The organism is Streptococcus sp. STR1/CE/0325 (assembly GCF_055386095.1).
The window spans coordinates 131,846-157,969 of record NZ_AP045018.1 but is presented as its reverse complement, the minus strand read 5'-3'; the positions used below and the strand labels follow the sequence as shown (position 1 = coordinate 157,969).

Annotated in this window: 24 protein-coding genes; 2 read left to right on the top strand and 22 right to left on the bottom strand. The window is 40.8% G+C overall.

All coding sequences use genetic code 11. The features are described from left to right. Positions 1-2: 2 nt before the first annotated feature. From thrC to ruvB, 5 genes are all read right to left on the bottom strand, one after another. Positions 3-1,499, bottom strand: coding sequence for a threonine synthase (thrC, locus tag ACZ49W_RS00820; protein WP_464814936.1), 1,497 nt, complete (start codon positions 1,497-1,499; stop codon positions 3-5). A 116-nt stretch (positions 1,500-1,615) separates the two neighbouring features. Then, on the bottom strand, positions 1,616-3,394 hold the full coding sequence (locus ACZ49W_RS00815) for an acyltransferase family protein (RefSeq protein ID WP_464813458.1): 1,779 nt from the start codon (positions 3,392-3,394) through the stop codon (positions 1,616-1,618). Further along, on the bottom strand, positions 3,391-3,771 hold the full coding sequence (locus ACZ49W_RS00810) for an MORN repeat-containing protein (protein ID WP_464813457.1): 381 nt from the start codon (positions 3,769-3,771) through the stop codon (positions 3,391-3,393). The genes ACZ49W_RS00815 and ACZ49W_RS00810 overlap by 4 nt, the downstream gene beginning before the upstream one ends. A gap of 56 nt (positions 3,772-3,827) precedes the next feature. Then, entirely contained in the window at positions 3,828-4,253 is a 426-nt protein-coding gene (locus ACZ49W_RS00805; protein WP_464813456.1) for a low molecular weight protein-tyrosine-phosphatase, read from the bottom strand. Between the two features lie 3 nt (positions 4,254-4,256). Continuing rightward, positions 4,257-5,258, bottom strand: a complete 1,002-nt coding sequence (ruvB, locus tag ACZ49W_RS00800; RefSeq protein ID WP_464813455.1) for a Holliday junction branch migration DNA helicase RuvB — start codon at positions 5,256-5,258, stop codon at positions 4,257-4,259. A gap of 285 nt (positions 5,259-5,543) precedes the next feature. Here ruvB and ACZ49W_RS00795 point away from each other — a divergent pair, with 285 nt between their 5' ends. Beyond that, positions 5,544-6,467, top strand: coding sequence for a helix-turn-helix domain-containing protein (locus tag ACZ49W_RS00795; RefSeq protein WP_464813454.1), 924 nt, complete (start codon positions 5,544-5,546; stop codon positions 6,465-6,467). A gap of 295 nt (positions 6,468-6,762) precedes the next feature. Here ACZ49W_RS00795 and ACZ49W_RS00790 read toward each other — a convergent pair whose 3' ends face one another. The 5 genes from ACZ49W_RS00790 to ACZ49W_RS00770 form a co-directional block, all read right to left on the bottom strand. After that, positions 6,763-7,674: a helix-turn-helix domain-containing protein gene (locus ACZ49W_RS00790; RefSeq protein ID WP_464813453.1), complete on the bottom strand. Its 912-nt coding sequence runs from the start codon at positions 7,672-7,674 to the stop codon at positions 6,763-6,765. Positions 7,675-8,255: 581 nt separating this feature from the next. Next, positions 8,256-9,605: a glucose-6-phosphate isomerase gene (locus tag ACZ49W_RS00785; protein ID WP_464813452.1), complete on the bottom strand. Its 1,350-nt coding sequence runs from the start codon at positions 9,603-9,605 to the stop codon at positions 8,256-8,258. 264 nt (positions 9,606-9,869) lie between these two features. Continuing rightward, positions 9,870-10,103: a hypothetical protein gene (locus tag ACZ49W_RS00780; protein ID WP_464813451.1), complete on the bottom strand. Its 234-nt coding sequence runs from the start codon at positions 10,101-10,103 to the stop codon at positions 9,870-9,872. A gap of 1 nt (position 10,104) precedes the next feature. Continuing rightward, the gene (locus ACZ49W_RS00775) at positions 10,105-11,043 is read right to left on the bottom strand and encodes a DNA cytosine methyltransferase (protein WP_464813450.1); all 939 of its coding nucleotides are present in this window, start codon (positions 11,041-11,043) and stop codon (positions 10,105-10,107) included. Positions 11,044-11,144: 101 nt separating this feature from the next. After that, positions 11,145-15,545, bottom strand: coding sequence for a PolC-type DNA polymerase III (locus ACZ49W_RS00770; RefSeq protein ID WP_464813449.1), 4,401 nt, complete (start codon positions 15,543-15,545; stop codon positions 11,145-11,147). Positions 15,546-15,647: 102 nt separating this feature from the next. Between ACZ49W_RS00770 and yaaA the strand changes: the two genes are divergently transcribed. Beyond that, a complete protein-coding gene (gene yaaA / locus ACZ49W_RS00765) occupies positions 15,648-16,382 on the top strand; it encodes a peroxide stress protein YaaA (protein ID WP_464813448.1) in 735 nt (244 codons plus the stop codon). Between the two features lie 12 nt (positions 16,383-16,394). Here yaaA and ACZ49W_RS00760 read toward each other — a convergent pair whose 3' ends face one another. From ACZ49W_RS00760 to ACZ49W_RS00705, 12 genes are all read right to left on the bottom strand, one after another. Then, positions 16,395-18,110, bottom strand: a complete 1,716-nt coding sequence (locus ACZ49W_RS00760) for an ABC transporter ATP-binding protein (protein ID WP_464813447.1) — start codon at positions 18,108-18,110, stop codon at positions 16,395-16,397. Continuing rightward, a complete protein-coding gene (locus ACZ49W_RS00755; RefSeq protein ID WP_464813446.1) occupies positions 18,111-18,884 on the bottom strand; it encodes a hypothetical protein in 774 nt (257 codons plus the stop codon). Between the two features lie 3 nt (positions 18,885-18,887). Further along, complete coding sequence (locus tag ACZ49W_RS00750; protein WP_464813445.1) at positions 18,888-19,769, bottom strand: ABC transporter ATP-binding protein; 882 nt, start codon at positions 19,767-19,769, stop codon at positions 18,888-18,890. After that, the gene (locus tag ACZ49W_RS00745; protein WP_464813444.1) at positions 19,762-20,187 is read right to left on the bottom strand and encodes an Msa family membrane protein; all 426 of its coding nucleotides are present in this window, start codon (positions 20,185-20,187) and stop codon (positions 19,762-19,764) included. Before ACZ49W_RS00745 ends, ACZ49W_RS00750 begins: the two co-directional genes overlap by 8 nt. A gap of 10 nt (positions 20,188-20,197) precedes the next feature. Further along, on the bottom strand, positions 20,198-20,767 hold the full coding sequence (locus tag ACZ49W_RS00740; protein ID WP_464813443.1) for a CPBP family intramembrane glutamic endopeptidase: 570 nt from the start codon (positions 20,765-20,767) through the stop codon (positions 20,198-20,200). An 11-nt stretch (positions 20,768-20,778) separates the two neighbouring features. Continuing rightward, a complete protein-coding gene (locus tag ACZ49W_RS00735; protein WP_464813442.1) occupies positions 20,779-21,519 on the bottom strand; it encodes an amino acid transporter in 741 nt (246 codons plus the stop codon). Positions 21,520-21,692: 173 nt separating this feature from the next. Continuing rightward, positions 21,693-22,943, bottom strand: coding sequence for an MFS transporter (locus tag ACZ49W_RS00730; protein WP_464813441.1), 1,251 nt, complete (start codon positions 22,941-22,943; stop codon positions 21,693-21,695). Between the two features lie 668 nt (positions 22,944-23,611). After that, positions 23,612-24,247 carry an NAD(P)-dependent oxidoreductase gene (locus ACZ49W_RS00725; RefSeq protein WP_464813440.1) on the bottom strand — a complete coding sequence of 212 codons (636 nt, stop codon included), beginning with the start codon at positions 24,245-24,247 and terminating at the stop codon, positions 23,612-23,614. Between the two features lie 143 nt (positions 24,248-24,390). Next, positions 24,391-24,825 (bottom strand): Rrf2 family transcriptional regulator, encoded by a 435-nt coding sequence (locus tag ACZ49W_RS00720; RefSeq protein ID WP_464813439.1) that lies wholly within the window; start codon positions 24,823-24,825, stop codon positions 24,391-24,393. A 73-nt stretch (positions 24,826-24,898) separates the two neighbouring features. After that, the gene (gene nrdG / locus ACZ49W_RS00715; RefSeq protein WP_464813438.1) at positions 24,899-25,462 is read right to left on the bottom strand and encodes an anaerobic ribonucleoside-triphosphate reductase activating protein; all 564 of its coding nucleotides are present in this window, start codon (positions 25,460-25,462) and stop codon (positions 24,899-24,901) included. Between the two features lie 13 nt (positions 25,463-25,475). Further along, positions 25,476-25,979 (bottom strand): GNAT family N-acetyltransferase, encoded by a 504-nt coding sequence (locus tag ACZ49W_RS00710; protein WP_464813437.1) that lies wholly within the window; start codon positions 25,977-25,979, stop codon positions 25,476-25,478. 1 nt (position 25,980) lies between these two features. After that, entirely contained in the window at positions 25,981-26,115 is a 135-nt protein-coding gene (locus tag ACZ49W_RS00705) for a hypothetical protein (RefSeq protein WP_464813436.1), read from the bottom strand. Positions 26,116-26,124 lie beyond the last annotated feature (9 nt).

Genomic DNA, 26,124 nt, shown 5'->3' with positions numbered 1-26,124 from the left:
GACTACCTAGAAAGCCCTAAGCAGTCCTCGACTGCCCTTTGCATCTCTACAACAGATACCACAAGATGGTGGCGAACAGCTGCCGTTTCTAGTTCTTTCACTGCTTCTGGAATAGGGGTTTGAGACAAATCATGCAGTTGAAGAACTGCCTTAAAGTCGTCGCTGACTGCTTCTTTTGTCACGCTCTCAACCACCACTCTAGGAAACTTATAAGGGCTAGCGGTTGAAACAATCACAGCAGGTGTTTTATCGCTAGTGCGTTTGACATAATCCTGATAAACAGCTGAAGCTACTGCTGTGTGGGGGTCTTCCACATAGCGGTTTTCTTGATAAACACGATGAATATCGCTAGCTGTTTCCTCCTCAGTTGCAAACCCTGCTAGGAAATCCATTAAAATGGAAAGATTGACTTCTTGCTTGCTCACTGTATAGCTGCCGTTTGCGCTCAATTCTTCCATCAATTCTCTAGTTCTCTCAGCTTGATTGCCTAAGAGGTGAAAAATCAACCGCTCTAAATTAGAAGAAACCAAGATATCCATAGACGGGCTAGATGTTAAATGAAAGGGTCTATTTTTATCATAAATCCCTGTTTGAAAGAAGTCTGTCAACACCTTATTTTCATTAGAAGCACAGACCAACTTGCCGATAGGGACACCGATTTCTTTGGCATAATAGGCAGCCAAGATATTCCCAAAATTCCCTGTTGGAACGCTGACATTGATGACTTGACCATTTTTAATGGCTTTTTGAGCAAGGAGTTGGGCATAAGCATAGACATAATAGACAATCTGTGGCACTAAGCGTCCAATATTCATGGAATTTGCTGAAGATAAACGCATCCCATTTTCCTTGAGGTAGTGGCGCAGCTCTTGATTGTTAAACATTTCTTTGACCTTGGTTTGGGCATCGTCAAAGTTACCTTCTATCCCAATCACATGGGTGTTTTGACCTTTTTGTGTCACCATTTGGAGTTCTTGGATGCGACTAACCCCGCCCTTAGGATAAAAAACGATGATCTCTGTTCCAGGAACATCTGAAAAGCCCGCCATAGCAGCTTTTCCCGTATCCCCAGAAGTCGCCGTTAAAATAACAATCTTATCACTAACCCCCTGCTTTTTAGCTGCTGTGGTTAAAAGATGAGGCAAAATGGATAAGGCCATGTCTTTAAAAGCAATGGTTGAGCCGTGAAAAAGCTCTAAATGATAGGTCTTGCCCACCTTGACCACCGGTGCAATTACTGGCGTATCAAACTTATCATCATAGGCTTTTTGAACGCAGTCGCTAATCTCCTCTTCCGTAAAATCATCAAAAAAAGCAGATAAAATCAACTGGGCCACTTCTTGATAAGAAGCTTCTTTCAACTGATGAAAGTCTAGATGAATCTGAGGAAGGCTAGTGTGGGTGTAAAGTCCGCCGTCACTGGCCAGACCTTCCAAGATGGCTTGACTCGCCTTCACACGATGGTTGCTGTTTCTAGTCGATTGGTAATATTGCACGATCATTCTCTCCTTCAATTTCTAAAACTTTTTCTATTATAGCATAATAATCAGACAATTTTAGTGAAATGAACCACTTTCTGCAAAAAAAATCTGGTTTGACACCAGATTTTATCTTATTATTTCTTGGCTGGTTGTTTGGCGACCTGTCTAATCGCCTTTTCAATAGTCGAAACATAGAGATTGGCACCTGTACTATTGGCATCGGAGTAGTGAACCCCATCTGTTCCTCCCCAAATACTTGGGTGATCCAAGGCTTCTTGATACCAGTCGGCAACAGCGACATAGCTGTATTTCTTAGCGAGGCTAACCTCGTAGTCCCTCATCCCTTCAATCCGACTATCCTTGGAATTATAAGGGGTCACAAGGACCAAACGATGCCCTTTAGGCAGGTCGTCAATGAAAGGTTGAAGGGCTGCTTCATAATTATCAACTGAGTTGACCCCAATCGCTAAGACAAGCGTCTCAGGTAGGCTTTTACTCTTGATTTGATTTTTAAAAATCTTGTAGGCTTCGGTAAAGTTACGACTGACAGCCGCGTCCAACTGAACATCAGGGAGGAGCTGAGCAAAAGCATCGCTCGACCGAAGGGCAACTGAGTCCCCAATCACCTCTACACTGCTTAAAGCATTGGCATCACCTGCTAACTGCGTATGGGTTTTGTTGAGGTTGGTTCTAGCCTGCAGCAAAGAGCTGGCCTGTAAGTCGCGCTCAAATTTTCCAACGGAAGGCGCAAATACGATGATCCCGATCGTCACTAGGGATAACAGTGCCCCAGCACTAAGCAATCTCTTGCGATAAGGCGTTAGAGAAAGTGTGCGCCCAAAGAGCGTCACTTGCTTGCCTGCAATATACGGTTCAATCACATAGAAAGATAAGGTCGAACAAATCATCGACAAGACCACTGTAACTATAACCGCCGCAAGATTGGGCATGATCTGAGAAAAGATAATATAAAACGGCCAATGGAACAAATACATGCCATAACTAATATCTGCCAAATAGGTAATTAGACCAGGCTCTCTCAAACGCGGTGTTTTTTCATGCAAAACGCGCGCCGCATAAATCATCAAACAGCTAAACAGACTGGCTAGCAAAAAACCAAAGAAATAGGTCATCTTGTGGTTAAAGTCAAGCGCTATCCCAAGCGTGACCAAGAGCCCCAAGCTAATCAACAGCTGCAACACACTCCTTGCCACTCCCCAGCGCGATACCACACTCTTAAAGGCAGAAGTCGTTTCTTTCACACCAGAAAAGGTCGCACAAATCGCTCCCAAGAAAAATGGGAAGCTATGACTCAGCGTTGAGAAGTAAATCAAAGACACATTGTCCACAAAAAAGGTGCGGATAAACATGTGCAGAAAACTAGCTAAAAACAAGCCACTTGAAACTAGAAAAATCGAACTTCTAAAGTGTTTAACACTGCTTTTTTGCTTACTCAACAGCCAAACCAAAAAGCCCCAAATCAAGTAAAAATGAACCTCAATGGCCAAACTCCATGTATGAACAAATAAGTGTGGAATAAACTGACTTTCGTAGCTACTTCCAGTCAAAATTTCATAGATATTGGTGGTAAATCCTAAACTGGCTGCAATCTGATGACCAATGTCAGCGACAAAATCTCTTCTTATTAAAAAGGTGAATGGCATGACTAAAAGAATCATCAAAACCAAAGGGGGAACAATCCGATAAAAACGCCTCCGATAGAAACTAAAGAGTTTAATCTTTTTGTCCCTGCCATACTCATCAATCAAGAGAGATGTAATCAAAAAACCAGAAAAGGTGAAAAAGACATCAACCCCTATAAAACCACCTGGCAGGCTATTTTTAAAAAAGTGATAAATCAAGACCAAAAACAGCCCTGTAATCCGCACCAAAGAAAACCATTTTATTCTCATTTTTGATAAATCCCCTGCTTAAACGTGCCCTTATAGACCTTTTTATCCTTGGCAGTTAGCGTTCCTTTGCCGTCCGCCTGACCATTTTTAAAAGAACCTTCATAGCGCCATCCTTTTGAAGAGATGAATTTTCCCTCACCATTGAAGGCACCATTTAAAAAAGACCCCTCATAAGTATCTCCGTTGGCATACTTTAGCTTCCCTTGGCCATTCATGCGGTGATTGACAATATCCCCATTATAAGTAATTTTCCCATTTTGATAGGTCAGGACCCCTTGACTTTTTTTAGGAATGAGGAAAACACTCGCTCCCAAGACTAAAATCAAGAGGCAAACCACTAGCTCGACAAGCCCTCGACTTATTCTTCTTTGTTTCATCTTTTTCTCCTTACGACCAGTTGATTGCTATCAAAAAAGCGCTACGTTTCTCAGAATCAAAGTTTCTTTAGCCAGCTCTCACAAGCCTGTTTTACCAAGCGATAGGTTTCTTCAAAATCACCCGTGTACCAAGGGTCTGGGATACCACCTTCTATAAAGAGGTGAATCTTATCATCATACCGTCCCTTAGAAAGCGCCAATAAATCCTTTAGATTGGATTCATCCATGGCGAAAATCACGTCATAATCCGCCAAATCTTGTTCTTTAATCTGTTGAGATGTTTTGCTTGCAGAATAGGGAATGTGATACTGGTTTAAAATCGCCTGCGTTCCTCTGTGAATAGGGTTGCCGTGCTCCCAACTAGACGTCGCTCTACTTTCAATGACCAAATCATCGCGATCTTTGGCTAAATCCTTCATCACAAACTCAGCCATCGGGCTTCTGCAAATATTGCCCAAACAAACCATGACAACTCGCTTCATATCTTACTCCTTTTCTTGAATGGCGTATCCTAGATGGGCATAAGCCTTAGGGGTGGCCACACGACCTGTTTTGGTCCGCATCAAAAATCCTTTTTGAATCAAGTAAGGTTCGTACATATCCTCGACGGTCTCTCTTTCTTCTGCAATATTAATCGCAAGGGTCGAAAGACCAACAGGTCCACCCTGATACAACTCAATCATGGTGCGTAGAATCTTTTGATCCACATAATCAAGCCCTTCTTCATCCACATCTAAAAGTGCCAGTGCTTCTGAAACAATGTGAGCATTGATGCTGCCATCTCCCTTGATTTGTGCATAATCTCTCACACGCTTCAAGAGACGATTGGCAATTCTGGGCGTTCCACGACTACGCCTTGCTAACTCAATAGCCGCTTCGTAAGCGATTTCGACCTCAAAAATATCTGCCGTGCGCTCAACAATTTCCGTCAAATCAGCCAATTCATAATACTCCATGTGCCCATTGATACCAAACCGTGCTCTCAAAGGATTACTGAGCATCCCAGCGCGCGTCGTTGCACCAATCAAGGTAAAAGGGGGAAGTTCTAGGTGGATGCTTCGACTGGTTTCTCCAGCACCAATCATAATATCCACATAAAAATCTTCCATTGCACTATAAAGAACCTCTTCGACAGCCATGGGAAGCCGATGAATCTCATCGATAAACAAAACATCCCCTGGACTAAGATCGTTCAAAATGGCAACAAGATCACCAGCCTTTTCGATAGCAGGACCTGACGTTTGTTTCAGGCTACTCCCCAACTCGTTTGCAATCACAAAAGCCATGGTCGTCTTTCCAAGCCCTGGAGGCCCAAAAAGTAGCACATGATCCAAAGCCTCATCTCGGTGTTTTGCAGCTTCAATAAAGATTTCCAGTTGATTTTTAACCTTGTCCTGACCGATATACTCTCTAAAGAACTGAGGTCTTAATTGACGCTCAACCAATTCTTCCTCAGGTAAGGCGTCTTTTCCTAATATTCTATTCATGCTCATATTATAACAAAATCTACACACCTCAACAAGTTTGGGTAATATTTTGTCATAATCTTTCGGTTTGTTTGGAGAATACCAGCCATTCCTCATCTCAAATCACAAACAAAATCACCCATCATAGTATTCGTACAATGTAAGTAGTTTCTAACATCATTTTTTAGACTAATTTTTTTGATAAAAAACAAAAAAGTTCGTCTTTCTTGCATTTTTCTCTCCTTTTTAGTAGAATAAATCTTACATCAATTTAAAAAATTAATAAAAGAATAAGAGAGGAAGAAAATGATTCGCATTGGTAAAAGAGTTCGAACATTACGAGAAGCAAAAGGGCTCAGTCGTGAGGAATTTTGCGAAGACGAATCCACCCTCTCTTCGCGCCAGCTGGCCCGCATCGAAAACAATCAATCTAATCCTAGTCTAGTGAAAGTCGGTTACATTGCCAGTCGGCTAGGCATTAAAGTTTCTGAGTTAATTGATGAAGAAGAGTTAGAGTTGCCAAAACGCTACAAAGAGTTGAAGTATCTGATTTTAAGAACGCCAACCTATATGAGTGAGGAGCGTTTAAAAATACAAGAAGAGTGGTTTGATGAAATTGCTAGTGAATTTTATCATAATTTATCAGAAGAAGAACAATTAGCTGTCGATTGTATGCAAGCTTCTGTTGATGTTAGTGTCAGCCAAGACATTAACTTTGGAGTTGGGCTACTTCATGAATATCTAGAACAAATTAAAAAGAAAAAGACCTATTCGGTCAATGATTTGCTATTGATTGATTTATATCTCACTTGTGTACAAATTTCAAATCTTGATCAAGAATATTTTGATCCATCTTTCTTTAAACGCTTGAAACAAAATTTAATAAAAAATTCTGAAAAAATCGAGCTAGATGAACTCTTCATTCTTAATAATACGCTTATTATAGTTTGTAGCACCTGTTTATTAACTCAAAGATTTGAACAAATGGATAAAACCTTGATAGCCATTAGAGAAAATATGACAAAGATTCAAGATTTCCAAAAAGCGCCTGTTGCTTATTTGTTGGAGTGGAAATATAGCCTAATCCACTTAAAAGATAAACATCGTGCCCTCGGAGCCTATGAACAAGCTCTTTTCTTTGCTAATATGATTGGAGAAGATTTTTTAGTTGAGCGCTTGAGTCAAGAGTGGGAAGAGGATTGTCAGAAGTTTGAAGAAAGAGATATATGAGTTCAACAATAAAAAGACAAACACAAAATGATGTTTGTCTTTTTGAATAAGTGATGTCCATATGAAACTTAATATGGAGTATGACGACGCTTTACAAATAATAAATATACGAGGATTTATTAGCTTAGCGATGCCACCAAACTCCTAAAAAACATGTAGTTATTAAACTCAATGTAGTGAGTAAGCGTAGTCCGTAAAATTTAATTAAATGTTTCATCTTAAAATCTCCTTTTGTTATTTGATTGATGAATCTAGTATATCTTGAAAAGAAAAAAAGGAACAGGACATAATTGTCCTATCCCATTTCCTTATAATCTTTTTCCCATTCGTTTGATAAGCGTTGAATTAAGAGTTTATCTCCGACTATTTCAGAAAATGTAATTGCTTTTTGATATGAAGATTGTGCTTTATCTTTATCTTTTTTATGAAATAAATAGTATTTCCATTCTAGTAAGTTGACGATGGGAGCTTTTTGAAAATCATGAGTATTTTTCATGTTTTCGTGAATCGTTTCTAGTATTTCCTCCATTTGTTCAAACTGTTTTATCATTAAATTTGTACTGCAGACCATAATGAGAGTTTTATTTAAAATGAAAAGTTCACTCAATTCAATGGTTTGAGACTCTTTCAATAAATTTTTTCTAAGTCGAGCAAAGAAATTAAGATCAAACACCTTTGCACTAAATGCAGAAATTTCGGCACACGTTAAATAAAGATCGATCAAAATTAAATCGTTGACAGAATAAGTTTTCTTTTTCTTAATTTGTTCTAGATATTCATGAAGCAGACCAACTCCAAAGTTAATGTCTTGGCTGACACTAACATCAACAGAAGCTTGCATACAATCGACAGCTAATTGTTCTTCTTCTGATAAATTATGATAAAATTCACTAGCAATTTCATCAAACCACTCTTCTTGTATTTTTAAACGCTCCTCACTCATATAGGTTGGCGTCCTTAAAATCAGATACTTCAACTCTTTGTAGCGTTTTGGCAACTCTAACTCTTCTTCATCAATTAACTCAGAAACTTTAATGCCTAGCCGACTGGCAATATAACTCACTTTCACTAGACTTGGATTGGATTGATCATTTTCGATACGGGCTAGCTGGCGTGAAGAAAGGGTAGATTCGTCTTCACAAAATTCCTCGCGGCTGAGCCCTTTTGCTTCTCGCAATGCTCGAACTCTTGCTCCAATATGGATCATGCTCTTTCTCCTATTATTCAAAATTTTTAATCAGTATCATATTCATTCTACTATAAAAACAGATAAAGCGCAATAAAGACGAATATTATTTATTTTTATAGCCCACAAAGATAGGATAAAAGAATCATTAGAAACTACTTGCACCATAATAATGCGCTTTTGATTGATTAAAAGAGATATTTTGAGTTCACACTGTAGATAAACATCTCAAAAAATTTTTATCTTTCACTAGCATGGTAACATATATCCTTACTATTCAAATTTTTGGAGAGCTTTTTCTCACTCTTTACTCAACTGCTAAAAAGTCTTGTCCCATCTGCGAGCTAGCTGTGCGAAAAAAGAGTAGATTCGTCTTCGCAAAATTCTTCACAGCTGAGCCCTTTTGCTTCTCGCAATGCTCAAGCTCTTGCTCCAATATAAATCGTTGACCTTTCCTCTTTTCAATTGATATAAAATTCATTTTACTAAAAACAAGGGATGAAGGCAATAAAGATGGAGGGGTTCTCTGACTTCTCATCCATCTACTTAAAGATAAAGAAAACTCGAATGTTTGAGGTTAACATTCGAGTTTTGTTCTCTTCTTACAGACGAGCGTTCAATTCTTGGCTCAAGTCTTCAAAGCCTGGTTTACCAAGGAGGGCAAACATATTTTTCTTATAGGCTTCAACGCCTGGTTGGTCAAATGGATTGACACCATTGAGGTAGCCAGAAAGGGCAATAGCAATTTCAAAGAAATAAATCGTATAACCAAGGGTATAAGCATCTTGATTTGGTAGCGTGAGGAAAAGATTTGGTACTCCACCGTCTGTGTGGGCAAGAAGCACTCCGTCTGTGGCTTTCTTATTCACAAAGTCAACGTCTTTGCCTTCTAGATAGCCAAGACCATCAAGATCTTCACTTTCTGATGGGATAAGAATATTCTTGCGCGGTTTGTCCACACGAATCACGGTCTCAAATAAGTTGCGGTAACCTTCTTGGATGTATTGACCAAGCGAATGAAGGTCGGTTGAGAAGTTGGCTGACGTTGGGTAGATACCTTTTTGATCCTTACCTTCAGACTCACCAGCTAATTGTTTCCACCATTCTGCAAAATACTGAAGAGATGGTTCATAGTTGGCAAAAATTTCAGTGATATAGCCTTTGCGGTAGAGGATGTTACGAAGGGCAGCGTAGCGATAAGCTGCATTTTCAGAGAGCTTGTCAGACTGATAAGCTAGACGTGCTGCTGCCGCACCTGCCATAAGAGCATCAATATCTGCACCAGAAGCCGCAATCGGTAGCAAACCAACAGCTGTCAAGACGGTGAAACGCCCACCGACATTATCGGGCACAACAAAAGTTTCCCAACCATTAGCATCTGCTTCGACCTTAACAGCACCCTTCTTGCGGTCAGTCGTGGCATAGATACGCTTATTAGCTTCTTCTTTGCCATATTTTTTAACCAAGAGTTCCTTGAAGACACGAAAGGCAATCGCAGGCTCTGTGGTGGTTCCAGACTTGGAAATCACGTTAACAGAGAAGTCCTTATCTGCCACATACTCCACCAAGTCTGCCAAGTAGTTGGAAGAAATAGAGTTTCCAGCATAAAGGATTTGTGGTGCTTTTCTTTCTTCTTTACTTTGTAAATTTACAAATGAATGGCTCAAAAAGTCAATGGCAGCACGCGCTCCAAGATAAGAACCACCGATACCGATGACAACCAAAACCTCACTGGTTTCTTGAATTTTCTTAGCAGCTGCTTTGATACGGGCAAACTCTTCCTTATCATAGTCTTCTGGTAAGTTCAACCAGCCGGTCATCTCACCACCAGGGCCTGAGCCATCACGTAAGATAGCATCAGCAGCGCTCACTTGTGTTTGCATATAGTCTAACTCATGCTCACCCACAAAATGACCCAAGACTTTAGAATCATTAAAGTTAATATGTGTCATAGTCGTTTCCTCCATAAAAATCTGTCTCTTTTATCATACCGTTTTCTAGCGTTTTTTTCAATCTTTTTTGTGAGAAAGAGAACAAAAACTCTGATAAAAACCAAACAGCGAGATCGCATTCACCAAAGACAGAACTAAAAATCACAACAACCTGTCACCACCGCCACGATGCTAAGCAACACCGCATTTGAAATCTCAACATGGTATTTAAAAATTTTGTGAAAGCTTATCTTTGATTCTTAATTTTATACGATTATTCCAATATCATTCAATAACCTGGTGAGTATTCTTAACAATAGAAAAGGTCTTTGATTTTTCAAATGTCTTCTTTTTTAGTTCTTCAAATAAATCATCTAACTCTGCATTTGTTGCAATGACAAACCCATCTAATCCATTGTAATCATCATCCTGTCTGCGTCTTGTTTTTACTTCTTTTTGAGATAAGGTGACTAACAAACAAATCGAATGGTTTAAAACATTCTTCGTTTCTCCACTCATCCTAAGCTCCTAAATTCAAAAGCAATTGATAAGGACGATGTTTGACATCATAAGTTTTTTTCATTTCGTCCGGTACTGCAACAGAATTCCCAAATTGTCGATACATCTGTGTTCTTGAAACAGTAACTTGAAAATCTTCTGGAAATCCCATCAGACGTTTACATTCTAATTCAGACAATAAGCGAAGCCCGGTCTTTCCATCTCTAACAAAAGTTCCAGTTAAACGTTGAATTTTATGATAAGTAGAGACTAACGTTTTAGCTTGATTTTGTGACTCCTTATCAATGACTTGAGGCTTCCCATCATCTTTTTTAAATAGATAGGTTTCTTGTAAATGCTTTGAAATGCTATACCCTTCTGGATTTTCTTCCAAAATAGAACCGACAGCTACTCTAGATGTTTCTCCCTTTGGAAAAACAAATTGTCCTATCTCTAAATCTTTATGAAACCCAACCAATAATACTCTTTTTCTCGTCTGTGCCAAACCAAAATGTTTAGCATCCAACACGTCATAAAAGACTTGATACCCTGCTGTTTCCAAAGATTCTAAAATCACTTCAAACGTTTTGCCATTTTCAATTGTCAATATTCCAGGAACATTTTCTAAAAGAAACATAGACGGCTGATGATATTGCAAAATACGTAGAATTTCAAAGAATAGATTTCCTTGTGTTTCATGATGAAACCCTTCTCTCTTTCCGATATGAGAGAAAGGCTGACAAGGAAAACCTCCCAATAAGAGATCATGTTCTGGAATTTCCGATGATTTTATTGTCGTAATATCACCAAATGGTTTCTCTCCGAAATTTGCCTGATAGGTTTTTTGGGCATATTTGTCCCATTCTGATGAAAATACACAAATCGTTCTATCATCTTCAAATCCTTTGCGAATCCCTCCAATTCCTGCAAATAGATCAATAAAGCGAATTTCTTTTTTCATTGTACTCCTTTCTATTGCTATTCTCTCAATCACTGAGTGTAAGTTAGGAACTTCGAAAAAAAGATAAACATTCCTCGGCAGAAAATGCCTTCCTTCAAATCTTACATAAAATCATCAAACAAGCTAAGTTGATTGTCTTCAGGGAGGTTACCAAGGATTCCCATTTCCCCCATTTTATCAACGAGGGTCGTCGATAAGCCGCCTCGTTTGCGCAATTCAGTTTTGGAGAGAAATTCGCCCTCCTCACGCGCTTTGACAAACTGTTTGGCCACACTTTCGCCCAGACCATCCATGGCAATCAGTGGCGGAATCAAGGTATCTCCCTCAATCAAAAACTCGGTCGCATCGCTCTTATAGAGGTCCAAGTGACCAAAGACAAAGCCACGCTCTAGCATTTCATTGACAATCTCCAAGGTAGTAAAGAGATCCATCTCCACCTTGCTGGCTTCATTCGCCTTACGCTTCTGGCTGATTTCCTCCATCCTGCGCTTGACGGCCTCAAGACCTGCACTCATGGTCTTGAGTTCAAAAGCCTTGGCCCGGATGGAGAAATAAGCACAATAATAGTAGAGAGGATGATGCACCTTGAAATAAGCCACCCGAAGCGCCATCATCACGTAAGCTGCCGCATGGGCCTTGGGGAACATGTACTTGATCTTTCCACAAGACTCGATATACCAGTCTGGCACTTGATTGTCCTTCATGGCAGTGATGTAGCCTTCTCTTTCTTCCTCAGAAATCTTGAGCCACATACCCTTTCTCACCCGCTCCATGATGTTAAAGGCCATCTTGGGCGCAAGCCCTTTATGCATGAGGTAAACCATGATGTCATCCCGACAACCGATAACCGTTGACAGGTCGGCAATCCCTTTTTTAATCAAATCCTGCGCATTGCCAAGCCAAACGTCCGTCCCGTGGGATAGACCAGATAGCTGCAAAAGTTCCGCAAAAGTAGTCGGATGCGTTTCATCCACCATGCCACGAACAAAGCCCGTTCCAAACTCAGGAATTCCCAACATGCCTGTTGCCGTTCCGATTTGCTCCTTGGTAACCCCTAGCACTTGCGTTCCTGAAAAGAGAGCCATCACTCCCTTGTCATCCATAGGAATATCTAGTGGGTCAATCCCTGACAAGTCCTGCAATTTACGAATCATGGTCGGATCATCGTGACCGAGAACGTCGAGTTTCAAGACATTTTCATCAATATCATGGAAGTTAAAATGGGTCGTCTGCCACTCAGCAGTTACATCATCTGCTGGATACTGCACTGATGTAAAGTCATAGACCTCCATATAGTTAGGAATTACAACGATTCCCCCTGGATGCTGACCGGTGGTCCGCTTGACCCCTGCTGCTCCTAGGGCGAGACGATCGACCTCGGCATCTCGGTAGAAATGATGATAATCGCGCTCAAACCCCTTAACAAAACCATAAGCTGTTTTTTCAGCCACCGTACCCACCGTACCAGCCCGAAAGGCATATTGTTCTCCAAAAATATCACGAACATCCAAATGGGCACTGGCCTGATCTTCCCCAGAAAAGTTCAAGTCAATATCTGGAACCTTATCCCCGTCAAAACCAAGGAAGGTCTCAAAAGGAATATCCTGACCGTCTTTGCGATAAGGACGATTACAGTCTGGACAGAGCTTATCTGGAAGGTCAAAACCTGAACCATAAGAACCATCCGTGATAAACTCAGATCGCTGACAAGACGGACAAACGTAGTGAGGTGGCATAGGATTGACCTCAGTAATCCCAATCATGGTCGCGACAAAACTAGAACCGACCGACCCTCGACTTCCGACCAAATAGCCTCGTTCATTGGATCGTTGCACCAGCATCTGAGAACTGAGATAGATTACCGCAAAGCCATTCCCCAAGATAGAGGTCAACTCTTTTTCAATGCGCCTATCAATAATATCAGGTAAAGGATTGCCATAAAGCTCAAAGGCTCGTTCATAGGTCAGACGCGCCACCTCTTCTTCTGCCCCCTCGATATAAGGGGTGTAGAGGTCTTTTTTGACCACCTCAATATCCTCAAAACGATCCAACAGTTGCTTAGGAGCCGTCACAACCAAGTCATAAGCGAGATCTTCGCCCAAAAAAGCAAACTCATCTAACATTTCATTAGTGGTTCTAAAATGAGCATCTGGAAGTGGAGCAGGCCTTGCATCTTCACCTCGCCCAATAGAACGGTTAATCATGGCACCTTGTCCCAGACTTCTAACGATAATCTCACGATAGATAGCATCTTCTGGCTCGAGATAATGAACATTACCGGTTGCAATAACAGGTTTGTTTAAACGTCTTGCTACCTCAATCAAGTCCTTGATGATGATTTGGACTTGCGCTTCATCTTGGATGGTTTCACGCGCCACCAAAGGAGCATAAAGGGCTGGCGGCATGACCTCAATCACGTCATAATACTGGGCAGCTTCTAGACCTGCTTCTAGACCATGAGAGAGGACCGCATCAAAGACCTCCCCTTCCGAGCAGGCACTACCTACCAGGAGTCCCTCACGATGTTCTTCCAAGACCCCTCTTGGAATCCGTGGCACTCCTGAAAAATAGACGGTGTGCGACAAGGACACCAGCTTAAAGAGATTTTTTAGCCCAACTTGATTGGTCACATAAAGCGTGGCATGCTTGACACGCGCCTTTTGGTAGGACGTTTCATCGATGAGCTTACTGTTTAGCTCCAAGAGATTGGTCACACCACGTTTTTCAATCGCTTCTTGCAAGAAAATAAAGAGCAAGCGACCAGTCGCTTCTGCATCGTAGTTAGCCATGTGATGATGCTCTAGACTAACTTGGAAACGCTTAGTCAAAGGCCCTAGACCATGTCGCTTAAACTCTGGATAGAGATTGCGCGATAACTCCAAGGTATCAATCACAGGTTGGGTAATCTTAGGTAAACCATACCGCTCATAATTGGCGTTTAAAAAGCCCACGTCAAAGGTCGCATTATGGGCTACTAGAATAGAGCCCTCACAAAACGCTTGAAAAGCCTGTAAGACTTCCTTGATGGGCTTGGCATCCTTCAAGTGATGGTCGGTAATGCCTGTCAAATCCGTCGTAAACTGACTGAGCGAGTGACCTGGATGGATAAACTCATCGAATTGCTCGACGATATTATTCTTATACATCTTAGAAGCCGCAATCTGGATAAGAGAATGATGCACCGCAGAAAGCCCCGTTGTCTCCACGTCAAAGACCACATAAGTCGCTTCATTCAAGCTTTGATCGATGGGGTCGTAGGCAATGGGCACACTATCTTCCACCAGATTGGCCTCCATGCCGTAAATCATCTTGATGCCCGCTTTTTTTGCCTTGTGATAAGCATGAGGGAAACTTTGAACATTACCGTGATCGGTGATGGCAAGCGCCTCGTGACCGAATCGAACGGCTGTGTCAATCAGATCTTCCACCGCTGGCAGAGCGTCCATGGTGGACATGTTGGTATGCGCATGAAACTCAATGCGCTTTTGCCCTTCTGGCATCAGGTCTTTTCTAGCTTCGTGGACGATTTCCTTCACATCTTGAACATTCATGGTCAGGGTCTTAGTGAACTGATTATGCTCGATATTGCCACGAACGCGCAACCAAGCGCCTTTTTTAATCATGGCAAATTTTTCCAATTCCTCATCATCTCTAGCCCAACGCTGCATAGCAAAAGAAGAGGTGTAGTCGGTCATCTTAAAACTAATGATATGACGACCTGTCTTGGTCGTGCGTTTCTCCACATCAAAGACCACCCCTTCAAAAATCAAGTGATTCTCCTCTGTTTCGACCTCAATCATAGGAGTCACCGCTCCCTTATCTAATGCCTTGGAGCGACTAGACGAAGAGGAACGCTCCGCATAAGCCGGACGACTCGCTACCTCGACTGGAGGCGCTGGCTGACTCTTTTCTAGCGAAGCCAGTTGTTCAGCGACCTGTTTATTGGCCTCTTCCAACCGCTCTTTGCGACTACTCTCAAAAGCCTGCGTCAGCTCCTTGGTCAAGCTCATATCATCCACCAGCTCAACCATCAAAGACCCAAAGCCAAAATCCTCAAATTGCTTTTTGAGATTGGGCAGATGCACCGCCTTAAAATGCTCCTGATCCAAAAAAGCAGGCACAAAAATAGACAGACGACCATCCGCATAAGTCACCGACAAGTTGGCAAAAGAAGACTTAAAGCTCGGATCACTACAAGGTCCAAACTCAAAAGCTAGGGGGTAATACTGCTGAATCTCTTCCTCACGAATAGGAGCAAAAACCCCTTCTATCTGCAAGGTCACACGAATCCCCAGCTGCTCAAAGGTCTGAACCAGATGCTCACGAAACATACGATAAGTATCAGCCTCCAAACGTTCTTGAAAAGACAGGGTAAAGTCCCACCACCTAGACACCGAGTGCACCTTGACCTCTACAATATCCGCAGACAAAAAGGCACTTGATGTTTGAAGCTCAAGTGGCAAACCAATTTGATCCATAAGTTGGTGAAACAGAGCTGACATAGTCGCCTCCTTTTTTCGTTTATGCCCTATTGTACCATAAATTCCCCATTCTTTCTAACATCTATTGTCTAAAGAAAGCAGCTTTTATGATACAATAGCAGTATGAAAATCTTAATCCCAACCGCTAAAGAAATGACCCAAACCCATCCCGTTAAAGGAAAGGCCTTATCCGAACAAAGCCAAATCATCCTTGAGTCCTTGATTCAAGCATCTGTTGAGGATCTCAGCCACATCTACGGAATCTCTAATCAAGCCGCTCAAAAAGAAAAAGAGCGCCTTGATCTCCTCAAAACAGATCAAGCCCTAGCCTACCCTGCTATTTCTCTCTTCAATGGTCTCATGTACCGGCAAATTGAGCGCGATTTCACTTCTCGTGAATGGGAATTCCTAACCGAACACGTCTTCATCACCAGCAGTTTTTACGGTATCGTTCCTGCCCTTTTTCCCATGAGCCCTCACCGGCTGGATTTTCACACCAAGATCAAACCCAATGGACAATCGCTCAAGGCTTTCTGGCGCAAGGATTACGACGAATTTATCACTGAAGAACCCATCTTATCTCTTCTTTCCAGTGAATTTGAAGCAGTCTTTTCTCCAAAGATTGCCCAAACCTTTATCAAGGTCAGCTTTTTTGAAGAAAAAGACGGCAAACGCAAAAAACACTCCACCATCTCCAAAAAAGGGCGCGGACTCCTGCTCAACCAAATCATCAAGCAAAACCTAACCACCCTTGATGCCCTCAAAAACCTGACCTTTGACGGCTTTGCCTACCAAGAACAAAGCTCTAATCCACAAGAACTGGTCTTTGTTAGAAACCTAGATACCGCAAAAAAGTGAGTTCGCCACAATCTAACTCACTTTTTGTTTTTCCATCAAAAATTGTTGGTACAAAGAACTGCGCATCAGCAAGTCCTCATGCCGACCAAAATCAGCAAGGCGACCCTCTTTATCCAAGACCAAGATGGCATCTGCTTCTCGCACGGTGTGTAGCCTATGGGCAATGGTCAAACGAGTCTTGCCTTTCGTTAGACGGTCAATCACCCGACTAATACTCGCCTCCGTTACTCGGTCTAGACTTGCCGTCACCTCATCCAAGAGATAGATCGGATGCTCCAAAAGAAGCGCTCGCGCAATATTAAAGCGCTGTTTTTGTCCTTCCGATAAGCCAATACCACTGTCTGAAATCTCTGTATCTAGCCCTTTTTCTAAGTCCTCAACCAATGAAGACAGCCCCAAGGTCTCAAGAACCAAGCGTAAACGCTCCTCAGATACATCTTGATTCTTCCCATAAAAGAGATTGTCCCTAAGCGTCCCATGAAACAAGGTATTCTCCTGAGGAATATAGGCTAACTGACGGCGCAGAGCCTGAGACGAGTAGTCTTTTAGTTCTTTATCTCCAATCAAAATCCGCCCCATATAGTCTGTTTGAAACTGCATGAGCAGTTGAAAAATAGTGGACTTCCCAGCCCCACTTGGCCCCACAAGTGCAATATGACTTCCAGCAGGCACTTGAAAAGAAAGGTTGTCAAAGACGTTTTCTTGATCGTAGGAAAAGCTCACCCCCTCAAAACAAATAGCCGCCTGAGACAATTCTTTTGTTCCTTGGTCCTCTTCTTTTTGCAAGTCTAACACTTCTTCTAAACGCCTTGATACACTTCTAAACTCAGATAAGTCTGGCAAGCTAGACACCAAATCCGTCACAGGATCAATCAACTGCATCAGATAGAGGACAAAGGTTGTCAAAGTACTCATGGTCATGTGGCCTTTTGTCACTTCCACACTAGATACCCCCAGCATCAAAATGATAAAGCCCATCAACAAACTATTGACCACAGCATTTTGAAAAGCACAAAGACCAATAATGCGTTTAAAACTCGCTGTCAAGTCATTAAAAGAAGCTCCCATCATCTTCGTTTCATGCTGCTCTCCAGCCAAGGCTTTCATCAAACGAAAATGACTAAATTTGTGACTCATGCGACCCGAAATCTCACCAAGACGTTCTTGATAAGCGGTATAATGCTTCTCCAAAAGATGCCCAATCGGAAGCATAACCCCAAGCAAAATCGGAAGGAGTAACAGGCTAAGAAGCGTCAAAGACGGACTAATCTCAAACAGAAAGTAAACCGACCCTCCAATCACAAGCAGATTGAGCAAAATATTGGGCAGCACTGTCGTCACAAGGGACAACACATTAGACAAATCATTGGTCAAACGGCTAGCCAAATCCCCAGCCGCATAGCGGTCCAGATCCTTGACTGAAGTCTTGACCAAGCCTTGATAGGCCTCCTTTTGCAGACTATTGAGTGCCCTCGCTCCACAAGACCCGATAAGGTACTGGGCCACCCCCTGCATGAGATAGACCGAGAAGAAAAAGACCAGCAAAATGCCTAAAGCACTCGGATCACCCATCAGCTCTGATAAAAACTGATGATCCAGTAACTTCCCGATCAGTTGCGGGATCAACAGACCAAGACCAGTTCCAACCGCACTCAGAACCAATCCAAAAAAGAACTTAGATTTGGGCAAAAAGCTAAACAATAACTGCGCTAACTTCAGATTTTTCATCTAAAACTCCGTCTTCTTAAATTTACGCGCCCCAAATGGTAGCAAGATACTACTATATAAAAGCGTCACGCCCACCATTCCTAGTACACCAAACAAAGGACTAATGGTCATTTCTTCTATCAGACCTCCATAGCCACTTGGAAAGAGCAAACCAAGAGGGCCTCCAATCATCGCAAAGATAGACATGACAATGCTAAGTCCAATCGCAAGAAGTAGGGTCGCGCCTTGCTTCAAATAAAGACAAGCCAGAGTTGCGACACTCACAGAAAGAAAACTTTTCATCAAAAGAGACAAAAGCATCGTCACACTATAACGAGTCTCTTCCCAAGATTGCCCCCAAAAGTTAGGAGAAGCAATCGGCATGTGAATGACACGTGTATAGTAAACCACCAAACTCACTAAAAAATTGATTCCAAAGAAGAGCAAAACCACAATCAACAAGGAAAAATACTTAGAGAGGAAAATATCCCGTCGCCTCAGGTCCTTGTATAAAAACAAGGTATGGTCCTCGATTTCGCGCTTAAAGACCGAAATGGTCAAAAAGTAAAGCGCCAAGGTCGGTAACATCAAACTATCAATCGAATAGAACATGATTCCCCAATAAGAGAGGAAACTATACTTATGTCCATCTTCAATGGATAGCTGCATAAAATTAGACTCTCCAAAGAAAGAACCAATGAAGTAAAGCACCGTATAAAAAGCGAACAAGAGAAAGATTTTTGTTTCTCTACGCTTCCATACAGTTTCAAAAACAGCTGGAAATACTTGTTTCATTTTTTATCCTTTCATGAAAATATCTTTGAGATGATTTTCTTTGATATCCACTTTTGTAATCAAGTCTTGCTCTGCCAAGATGCCAAAAATCTTGTTTAGTTTCTCTGCATTTGTCTTGGTCGAAATCTCCAGAACTGTCCCATCCAAATCAACATCATCATCTAAGAGAGGCAGAATTGGCAAAATGAAATCCCAATCCCTTTCTCCATCTAAATGCACCATGATGCTTGGGTGTTCCTTCCCTGAAAAACTATCGGCTAATTTACCATCTTCGATATAAACATAACGGCTACATAGGGCCTCAAGCTCTCCTAACTGATGACTGGAAATCAACATCGAAATCTGGCGCTCACTAGACCACTGCTTTAAGATGTCAATCAACTTTTGTACACCAATCGGATCGAGTCCGACAAAAGGCTCATCCAAGATGAGAAAGTCTGGCTCTGCCACCAAGGCAATAGCAAGGGCTGTGCGCTGTTTCATCCCAAAGGAGAAACCTTTGGGCTTACGGTTTCTAGACTCCCATAACTCCACCAACTTCAAAGTCGGTTCGATATTGTCATACAAATCGGTCTTACCATGAAGCTTCAAGTAAAACTTGAGGTTATCTAGTACCGTCATCTCAGGATAAAAGACAGGGTCGATCATAATCCCAAAGTCATCCAAGACATTGTCCCTGCTATGGATGTCCTCTCCTTTATAGGTGATGGTTCCTTGGGTCGGTTTGAGCGATTTAGCCATGAGTTTCATCAGAGTGGATTTACCTGCACCATTTTTGCCAATGAGACCTACAATCTCGCCTTTTTGAATCTCCATAGAAACATCGTCTAAAGAGTAAAAGTCATTTCCTGTAAATTGTTTTGAAAGATTACTGATTTTAAGCATGTTGAACTCCTTTTTTCATCTGTTGTGATTTTCTAATAAAGTAAGTGAGGGCTGAGCTTGCGCTATAAACAAAAACCATAAAGAAGAGTTGGGTTTGTTCAAAGAGATTCTCCGCTATTTCAACGGTCAAGTCCTCTTCTGTTACCGAATGCAACTCAACAAACTGCAACCAAGTGCCATTTTCTCTACTCAGATAAGCAAAAGCCAAAAAGAAAAACATGGACAAAAAAGGAAGTCCTATGGCTGACAACAACGTCGAGCGTGATGTTTTTTGATGATAAGTCATCCAAGCGTTAAAGCCAATCGGCACAAAATAAAGGAGCAATAAAAATACAGGCATGGGTAAAACTAACAAGAATTGCGTCAGAAAAAAGAATAAGAGCAGATAAAACACAAGAGATAAACTAAAGATTAACATGAAAAACTCCTTAAAGTGTGGAAACTACTAAATTATAAAGCCAATGTCCAGAAATAGCATACTGTAAACCAAATCGTAATGACAAAATTGAAAAGAAAAGACCAAGAGGCGTGCGAAGTAAAAGATTGTCCATCAAAGGGTAGTTGGCGTGAAGCACCACTCCAAACAACAGCGAGGTCGATAGAATCGACAACTCACGCGAATAATCTTTGCGCAAAATCGTATAAATGATAAGGCGAAATAAGACTTCCTCACACAAAGACACAATCAACTGATGCAGATATTCATCACTATGGATAAAAAAGTGATTGAGCAAGAAAATCAGTCCAGCTAAAATAAGGTACTGCTTAACATCAAAACGGACTTCACTTTGCTCAGCCAGATGATAGGGCTTTTTAGCTAACCAATAGGGAATCACGATAAAACCAAGAGGCATAAAGACCGCTAGGGAAAGCAGATAAAGCGTTGGAAGGTGGGCATGGACACCTAAAAACAAGACAGAGGTTCCCAAGCAGTAAATCAAGGCTGCTATAGTGATAAGACCCAAAGCCCAACCTATTCCTCTAAATGAAATCGTCATGATAGTCTCCCTTAAAATTCAACTCGTTTAAATTGGTTCAAGCCTTTGAGATAACAAAAACCAAAATAGCAAATGAACAAAACCAAAACCCCAACTAAGGAAACAAGCAAATTGCCTTTAAGCCCTGCATAATAAAGGGGAGCCAAATATCTTAATCCTACTAAAAGTGGTGCTGTAATCATATTGAAGAGAAAGAAGAGTCCCGATAAAACAGCAACAATGGTTTTAGAACGAATAGAAATCAAAGACACCAAGGCAATCACGATGACCCCCAAAAGCAACTGTGTCCCAATCACTAGTAAGCCTTGAACGAGAGTTGTCGCATCAGATGGGAAAAAAGCACCTGCTTGATTTAATCTCGGAACCACAAATAAATAATAAGTGATAAGAGAAGTGACAGCCGTTGCTAAAAGATAAAGTCCATAAAGAATGAAAAGTGCAATCAACTTGGCATCAAAAATGCGCTTACGATTCATATCCTTATAGAGAAAGAGAATCTTGCTATCAATCTCCTCTCGAAAGACCGATGAGATAATCAGCGAAAAGATTAGCATCGGAAGCAAGAGGCGAAACTGCACCTCAAGAACTGTCTGTAAAAAGGAGAAAAAATCTTTTGTATAATCAGCGCTTCCCAAGGACTCCATGGATGAAGACAACAGAGGCACCAATGCAGGTAAGAGACAAAAGGACAGAAAAATTTTAGCTTCCCTTTTGCTGATAATGGAATGAAAAATAGAATAAATAAGTGTCATCAGGTTCTCCTTGTGTTTATAATCTACCAATCAGATAGAGACTAAATACCAAGTCTAGCCTCCATCCGATTGATAGCAACCAACCTTAAAAGATGGTTGCTACTTCAAGATCTTTTTTAATTTTTATATAATCTTTTGTTGCAATAGAAGGTGATCAATCTTAGAAACGAAAATCAAAAACTCTCCGAGACATTTTCTCGTTTTTGCTTCTTACTAAGATAAAAGGCAAGAAAAGCAAACAACACAAAACAAATCCAAGTTAAGGAGAGATTAAAAATGGCCAAACTTGAGAAAATCATCACTCCAAGAGGTACTGACATGGTAAAAAGAAGAGAAATGAAGTTACTCGTTTGTGCCAATACTTCTTCAGGCAAATTTGACATAAGCAGACTTCCAATTTTAGGCGTAATCTTCCCAGAAATATACATAGTAAAAGAAAGAAAAACTAATCCAAAAAGAGAAAATCCAAAAAGGTTCATTAAACCAACTAAAAAAATAGAAAAAGTAGAGGTTGTAAGAAGAAAATTAAGAGATTTCTTGGAAAAATAATCGTTCGGCAGAAGGCTACTAATAATAACTCCCAAAACTAAAACTAGCTGAACCATAAAAAGCGACTGACTATAAGTTAAGAAAGGAAAAGGATTGTTGAGCAAAAAGATATTGTATATGGAGCCCAAAGCTCCTCCCAATCCATTGATAATGAGAATACTTGCCATAACAGCTGTAAAATGACTATTTTCTTGTTGCTCAAAAATCAATCTCAAATTTTGGTAAAGTTGTTTAAAAGTAATAATAAGTGATTTTTTCTCCACAGAAGATATAGCTGAACGATCTATATCACTAACATCTTTTTTGATGAAAAAAAGTGAGAGAGAAGAAAAAAGAAAAAATAGAGCATTGATAGCTGCCACTAATTCATAATGGTTCCCTGCAAGAGTGAGAAGGAATAGCCCAAAAGCTTGCCCTAAAATGGAGGAAGCATAGGTCAAAAATTGAGAAAAAGAGTAAGCCTCCATTAAGTCTCCTTGCTTAACATAACGTTGTTGGAGAGGCATTCTCAAACCACCGGCATAATCACTAATAATATCACTAATAATATTAATTAAGCAAAGGCTAGAAAAAGCAAACAAAATTGGAAAGTGAAGTAAAAAAGCTATAGAACTAAAAAGAATGGCCTGCACAAAACCGCAAAAGATTAGATTTCTGAATTTTTTAGGAGTCTTATCTGCTACAATTCCCACAAAAACAGTGAAGAAAGTTGGAACGAGTAAAATAAGATTTGCAATTCCAACAAAATAATTTGCTTGAGGCAGAGTTGAAGCATAAATAATAAAAACTAAGTTAAAAATAGCTGCCCCAAATGAATTGAAAAAACGAGACAAAGCTAAAACGCCAAAAATTGTATTTCTAAACGCCAGTTTCATAATGATGTTCTCCTTTTTATAGATAGAAAATTACTCTAAATAGGAATTACAGTGTTATAAATCTGTTTGTAGTTTTCAATAGTAGCAGAAATATGAATCTTAAATCCAAAAAAGGGAAGACTTTCTTGATCGATCTTACTATAATTAAAAATTAAACATTTTTCTCCTCCTAGCTTTTTTGAGAATGCAGATAAAACTTCTCACAAAGAGAAGTTAATTATCAATATATTTTATCTTCCTAGACAATAGAATGTAATTGTCGTAATAACCTCATTCTTTCTAGCTGGCAGTTTATTAAGTTGATGAACAAATTGTGTCATAGCTTTTTCTCCTTTCTAAAACTTTATCAGGTAACCCTGTCACTTAAAATATTCGTAAATAATCTCTAAAATTGTATATCAGATTTATACTAGTTAGTTGGGCAATAAAAAGTAATGGTAATGACTTCATTTTGCTTAGCTGGCAGTTTATTAAGTTGATGAACAAATTGTGTCATAGCTTTTCCTTTCTAAAACTTTATCAGGTAACCCTGTCATTTAAAGTATTCGTAAATCAATTGAAAAGAATACTTTGTATTAAGAAAAACTCTTCTAAATTAAGTAGCTCTCCTACTTTATCTATTCATTAAACATGAAAAAAAGCTTGACGAAATGTCAAACTTTTTTAGATTATTTGCCAAGGACGCTAATGCGCTCTTTGAAATGCTGGCCTTTTTCGATTTCATCCACGAGGGCTACGGCATAGTCAGCGTAGCTAATCATGCTTTCGCCCTTATCATTGAGGGTAAAGATCTCTCCAGCTAAAATATAGTCACCTGTACGATCACCATCCGCTCTAAAATCAGCAGCTGGGCTGACAAAAGTCCATTTCACATCATCACGCTTGCGTAGTACCTCAAGGGCATCGGTCTGAGCTTTGGCAATGGGATAGTACTCAGCTGGAAAATCAGGCTGATTAAGTAACTGTTTGGTCTTTTCTGGATCAAGGTAAAGGCTACCTGCCCCACCAACTACCAAAAGACGCTTGCTCGTCCCAGATAAGAGATCTGAAAGGTAGGTCATCCCTTTACTATGTAGAGGGAGCGTTTCAGGTGTCCACGCGCCAAAGGCATCCACAATCACCTCAAAAGGCGCTAAATCGTCCTTGGTCAAGGCAAATAAATCCTTTTGCACATACTGTTGAGCGAGGGAGTGATTTTCCTCACCCCGTGCAAATCCAGTCACCTCATGCCCACGTGTTACCAATTCTTCTACAACTAGACGGCCAACTTTTCCATTTGAACTAATCACTGCTACTCTTGTCATATTATTTCTCCTTTTTCTTTGTTGTCATATAAATCATTACAACTTATAAATAAAGTTTACCGCATTTTAGTTGTCATGTCAAGTATTACAACGGATTTTTTTAAAAAAGTTTGGAAATCGTATTCCAAACCTTATTTCTTCTATTATTCTTTCAAAAACTGGCTAGCATCTACCATCACATCTGCTAGGCTCATGGACTTTAGTTGGCGCTCCAAGGCTCTTTGTGCCTCATCCAAACGACTATCCAACAAATCATGGATATGACGCCCCACTAGACAAGCTGGATTAGGTGTTTCATGAAAATGAAAGAGTTGGTTATCCTTGACACTCTCAACAGCTTGGTAAACATCAAAAAAGCTGATGGCTTCAGGTTCTCTCGCCAAGTTAGCCCCACCTTGACCACGTTTGACAGTGATCAATCCTGCTTGCTTGAGCTGAGATAGAATGGTTCTGATAATGACAGGATTGACCCCGATACTCCTGTAAAGCACTTGGCTGGTGACTTTTTCCTGCTCCTGATACTGAGCGATGTAAATCAAACTGTGTAGGGCAATGGTCATCCGACTTGAAATTTGCATGTATCTTCTCCTTTGTCTCTACTATACAAAAAAAGAGTTGTCATGTCAACGCTGACAACTCCGATCCTTTCGCTCAGTGAGCGTCCTCGAGTTTGTCCCAAAGAATCACATGACCAGCGTCTAGGGACTTTGCCACATCAATGATACGCTGATTAGACGAGCCTCGAAACTGCAAAGAAAGGTCTTTCTTAGTCAAATCAAATCGCCCATCCACCAAAATATCCACATAAGACAGCAACTCTAGTTTATCCTTGGTTTCAAGCATCAACTCTTCCCAAGTATAGCCAGTCCATGACCAAATGTCTTTTTCTGGCAGTTCTTGTCGCACACGCTTGACTAAAGGAAGGAGAATCCCCGTGTTTAAAAAAGGTTCTCCCCCTAATAAGGTCAACCCTTGAACATAAGGGAGAGCCAGATCTGCCATAATTTGTTCTTCTAATTCTTGAGTATAGGGAACACCAGCTTGAAAGGACCAAGTGGCTTGGTTATAACAGCCCTGACAATGAAACAAACACCCAGAAACATAAAGAGAATTGCGAACACCTTCACCATCAACAAAATTAAAGGCCTTATAATCCATGATACGACCTTGACTGAGGTCTTCGCTGCGCCATTCTTGTGGTTTTGGGTTATTCATCTAAGCAACTCCTTTACTCTTCTTGTTTGATCCAGTAACGTTGCGTTTCCCTTCGGCTGTCCTCATAGCGACCACCACAAGCCAAAATCGTCCGACTGCTCGCTGCATTACTCTCATGGCAGGTGAGCAAGACGTCCTTGATATTTTTTTGTCTGGCTAGTGCTAAGCCTAAACGCAACTGCTCTTTGGCATAACCTTTTCCTCGCTCACTGGGACGAATGGAATAGCCAATATGACCTCCGTGCTCCAGTAGGTGATCATTAAGACGCAAGCGCAAGTGAAGAAAGCCCAAGGGACGATTGGTCTTATCAAAGGAAACTAACTGAATCGCAGGAACATAGCCTGCTTTTAGCCCAAGCCCCATCTCAGAGCGAGCATTATTCTCCAGCCAACCTTCATAGGAAAAATCATCCGTCTGATACCAGCCCCCATCATGAGGCGAATTTGCCTTTGTAAACTCTTCCATCATCTCAAGGATGGCTGCTTTATCCTCTAAACGTGGACGTCTTAATTCCATCTTATTTCTTTTTTTCTAAAAATGCTTGCTTTAGGGAGGCGATACGACTCTTCTTATCAGATCTGCCTGTGGAGTGTTTCTCATGAAAGCGCTCGACCTGACGTTTCCCTTTGTCATCTAATTGGTATTTTCCCATTTTTCTTTC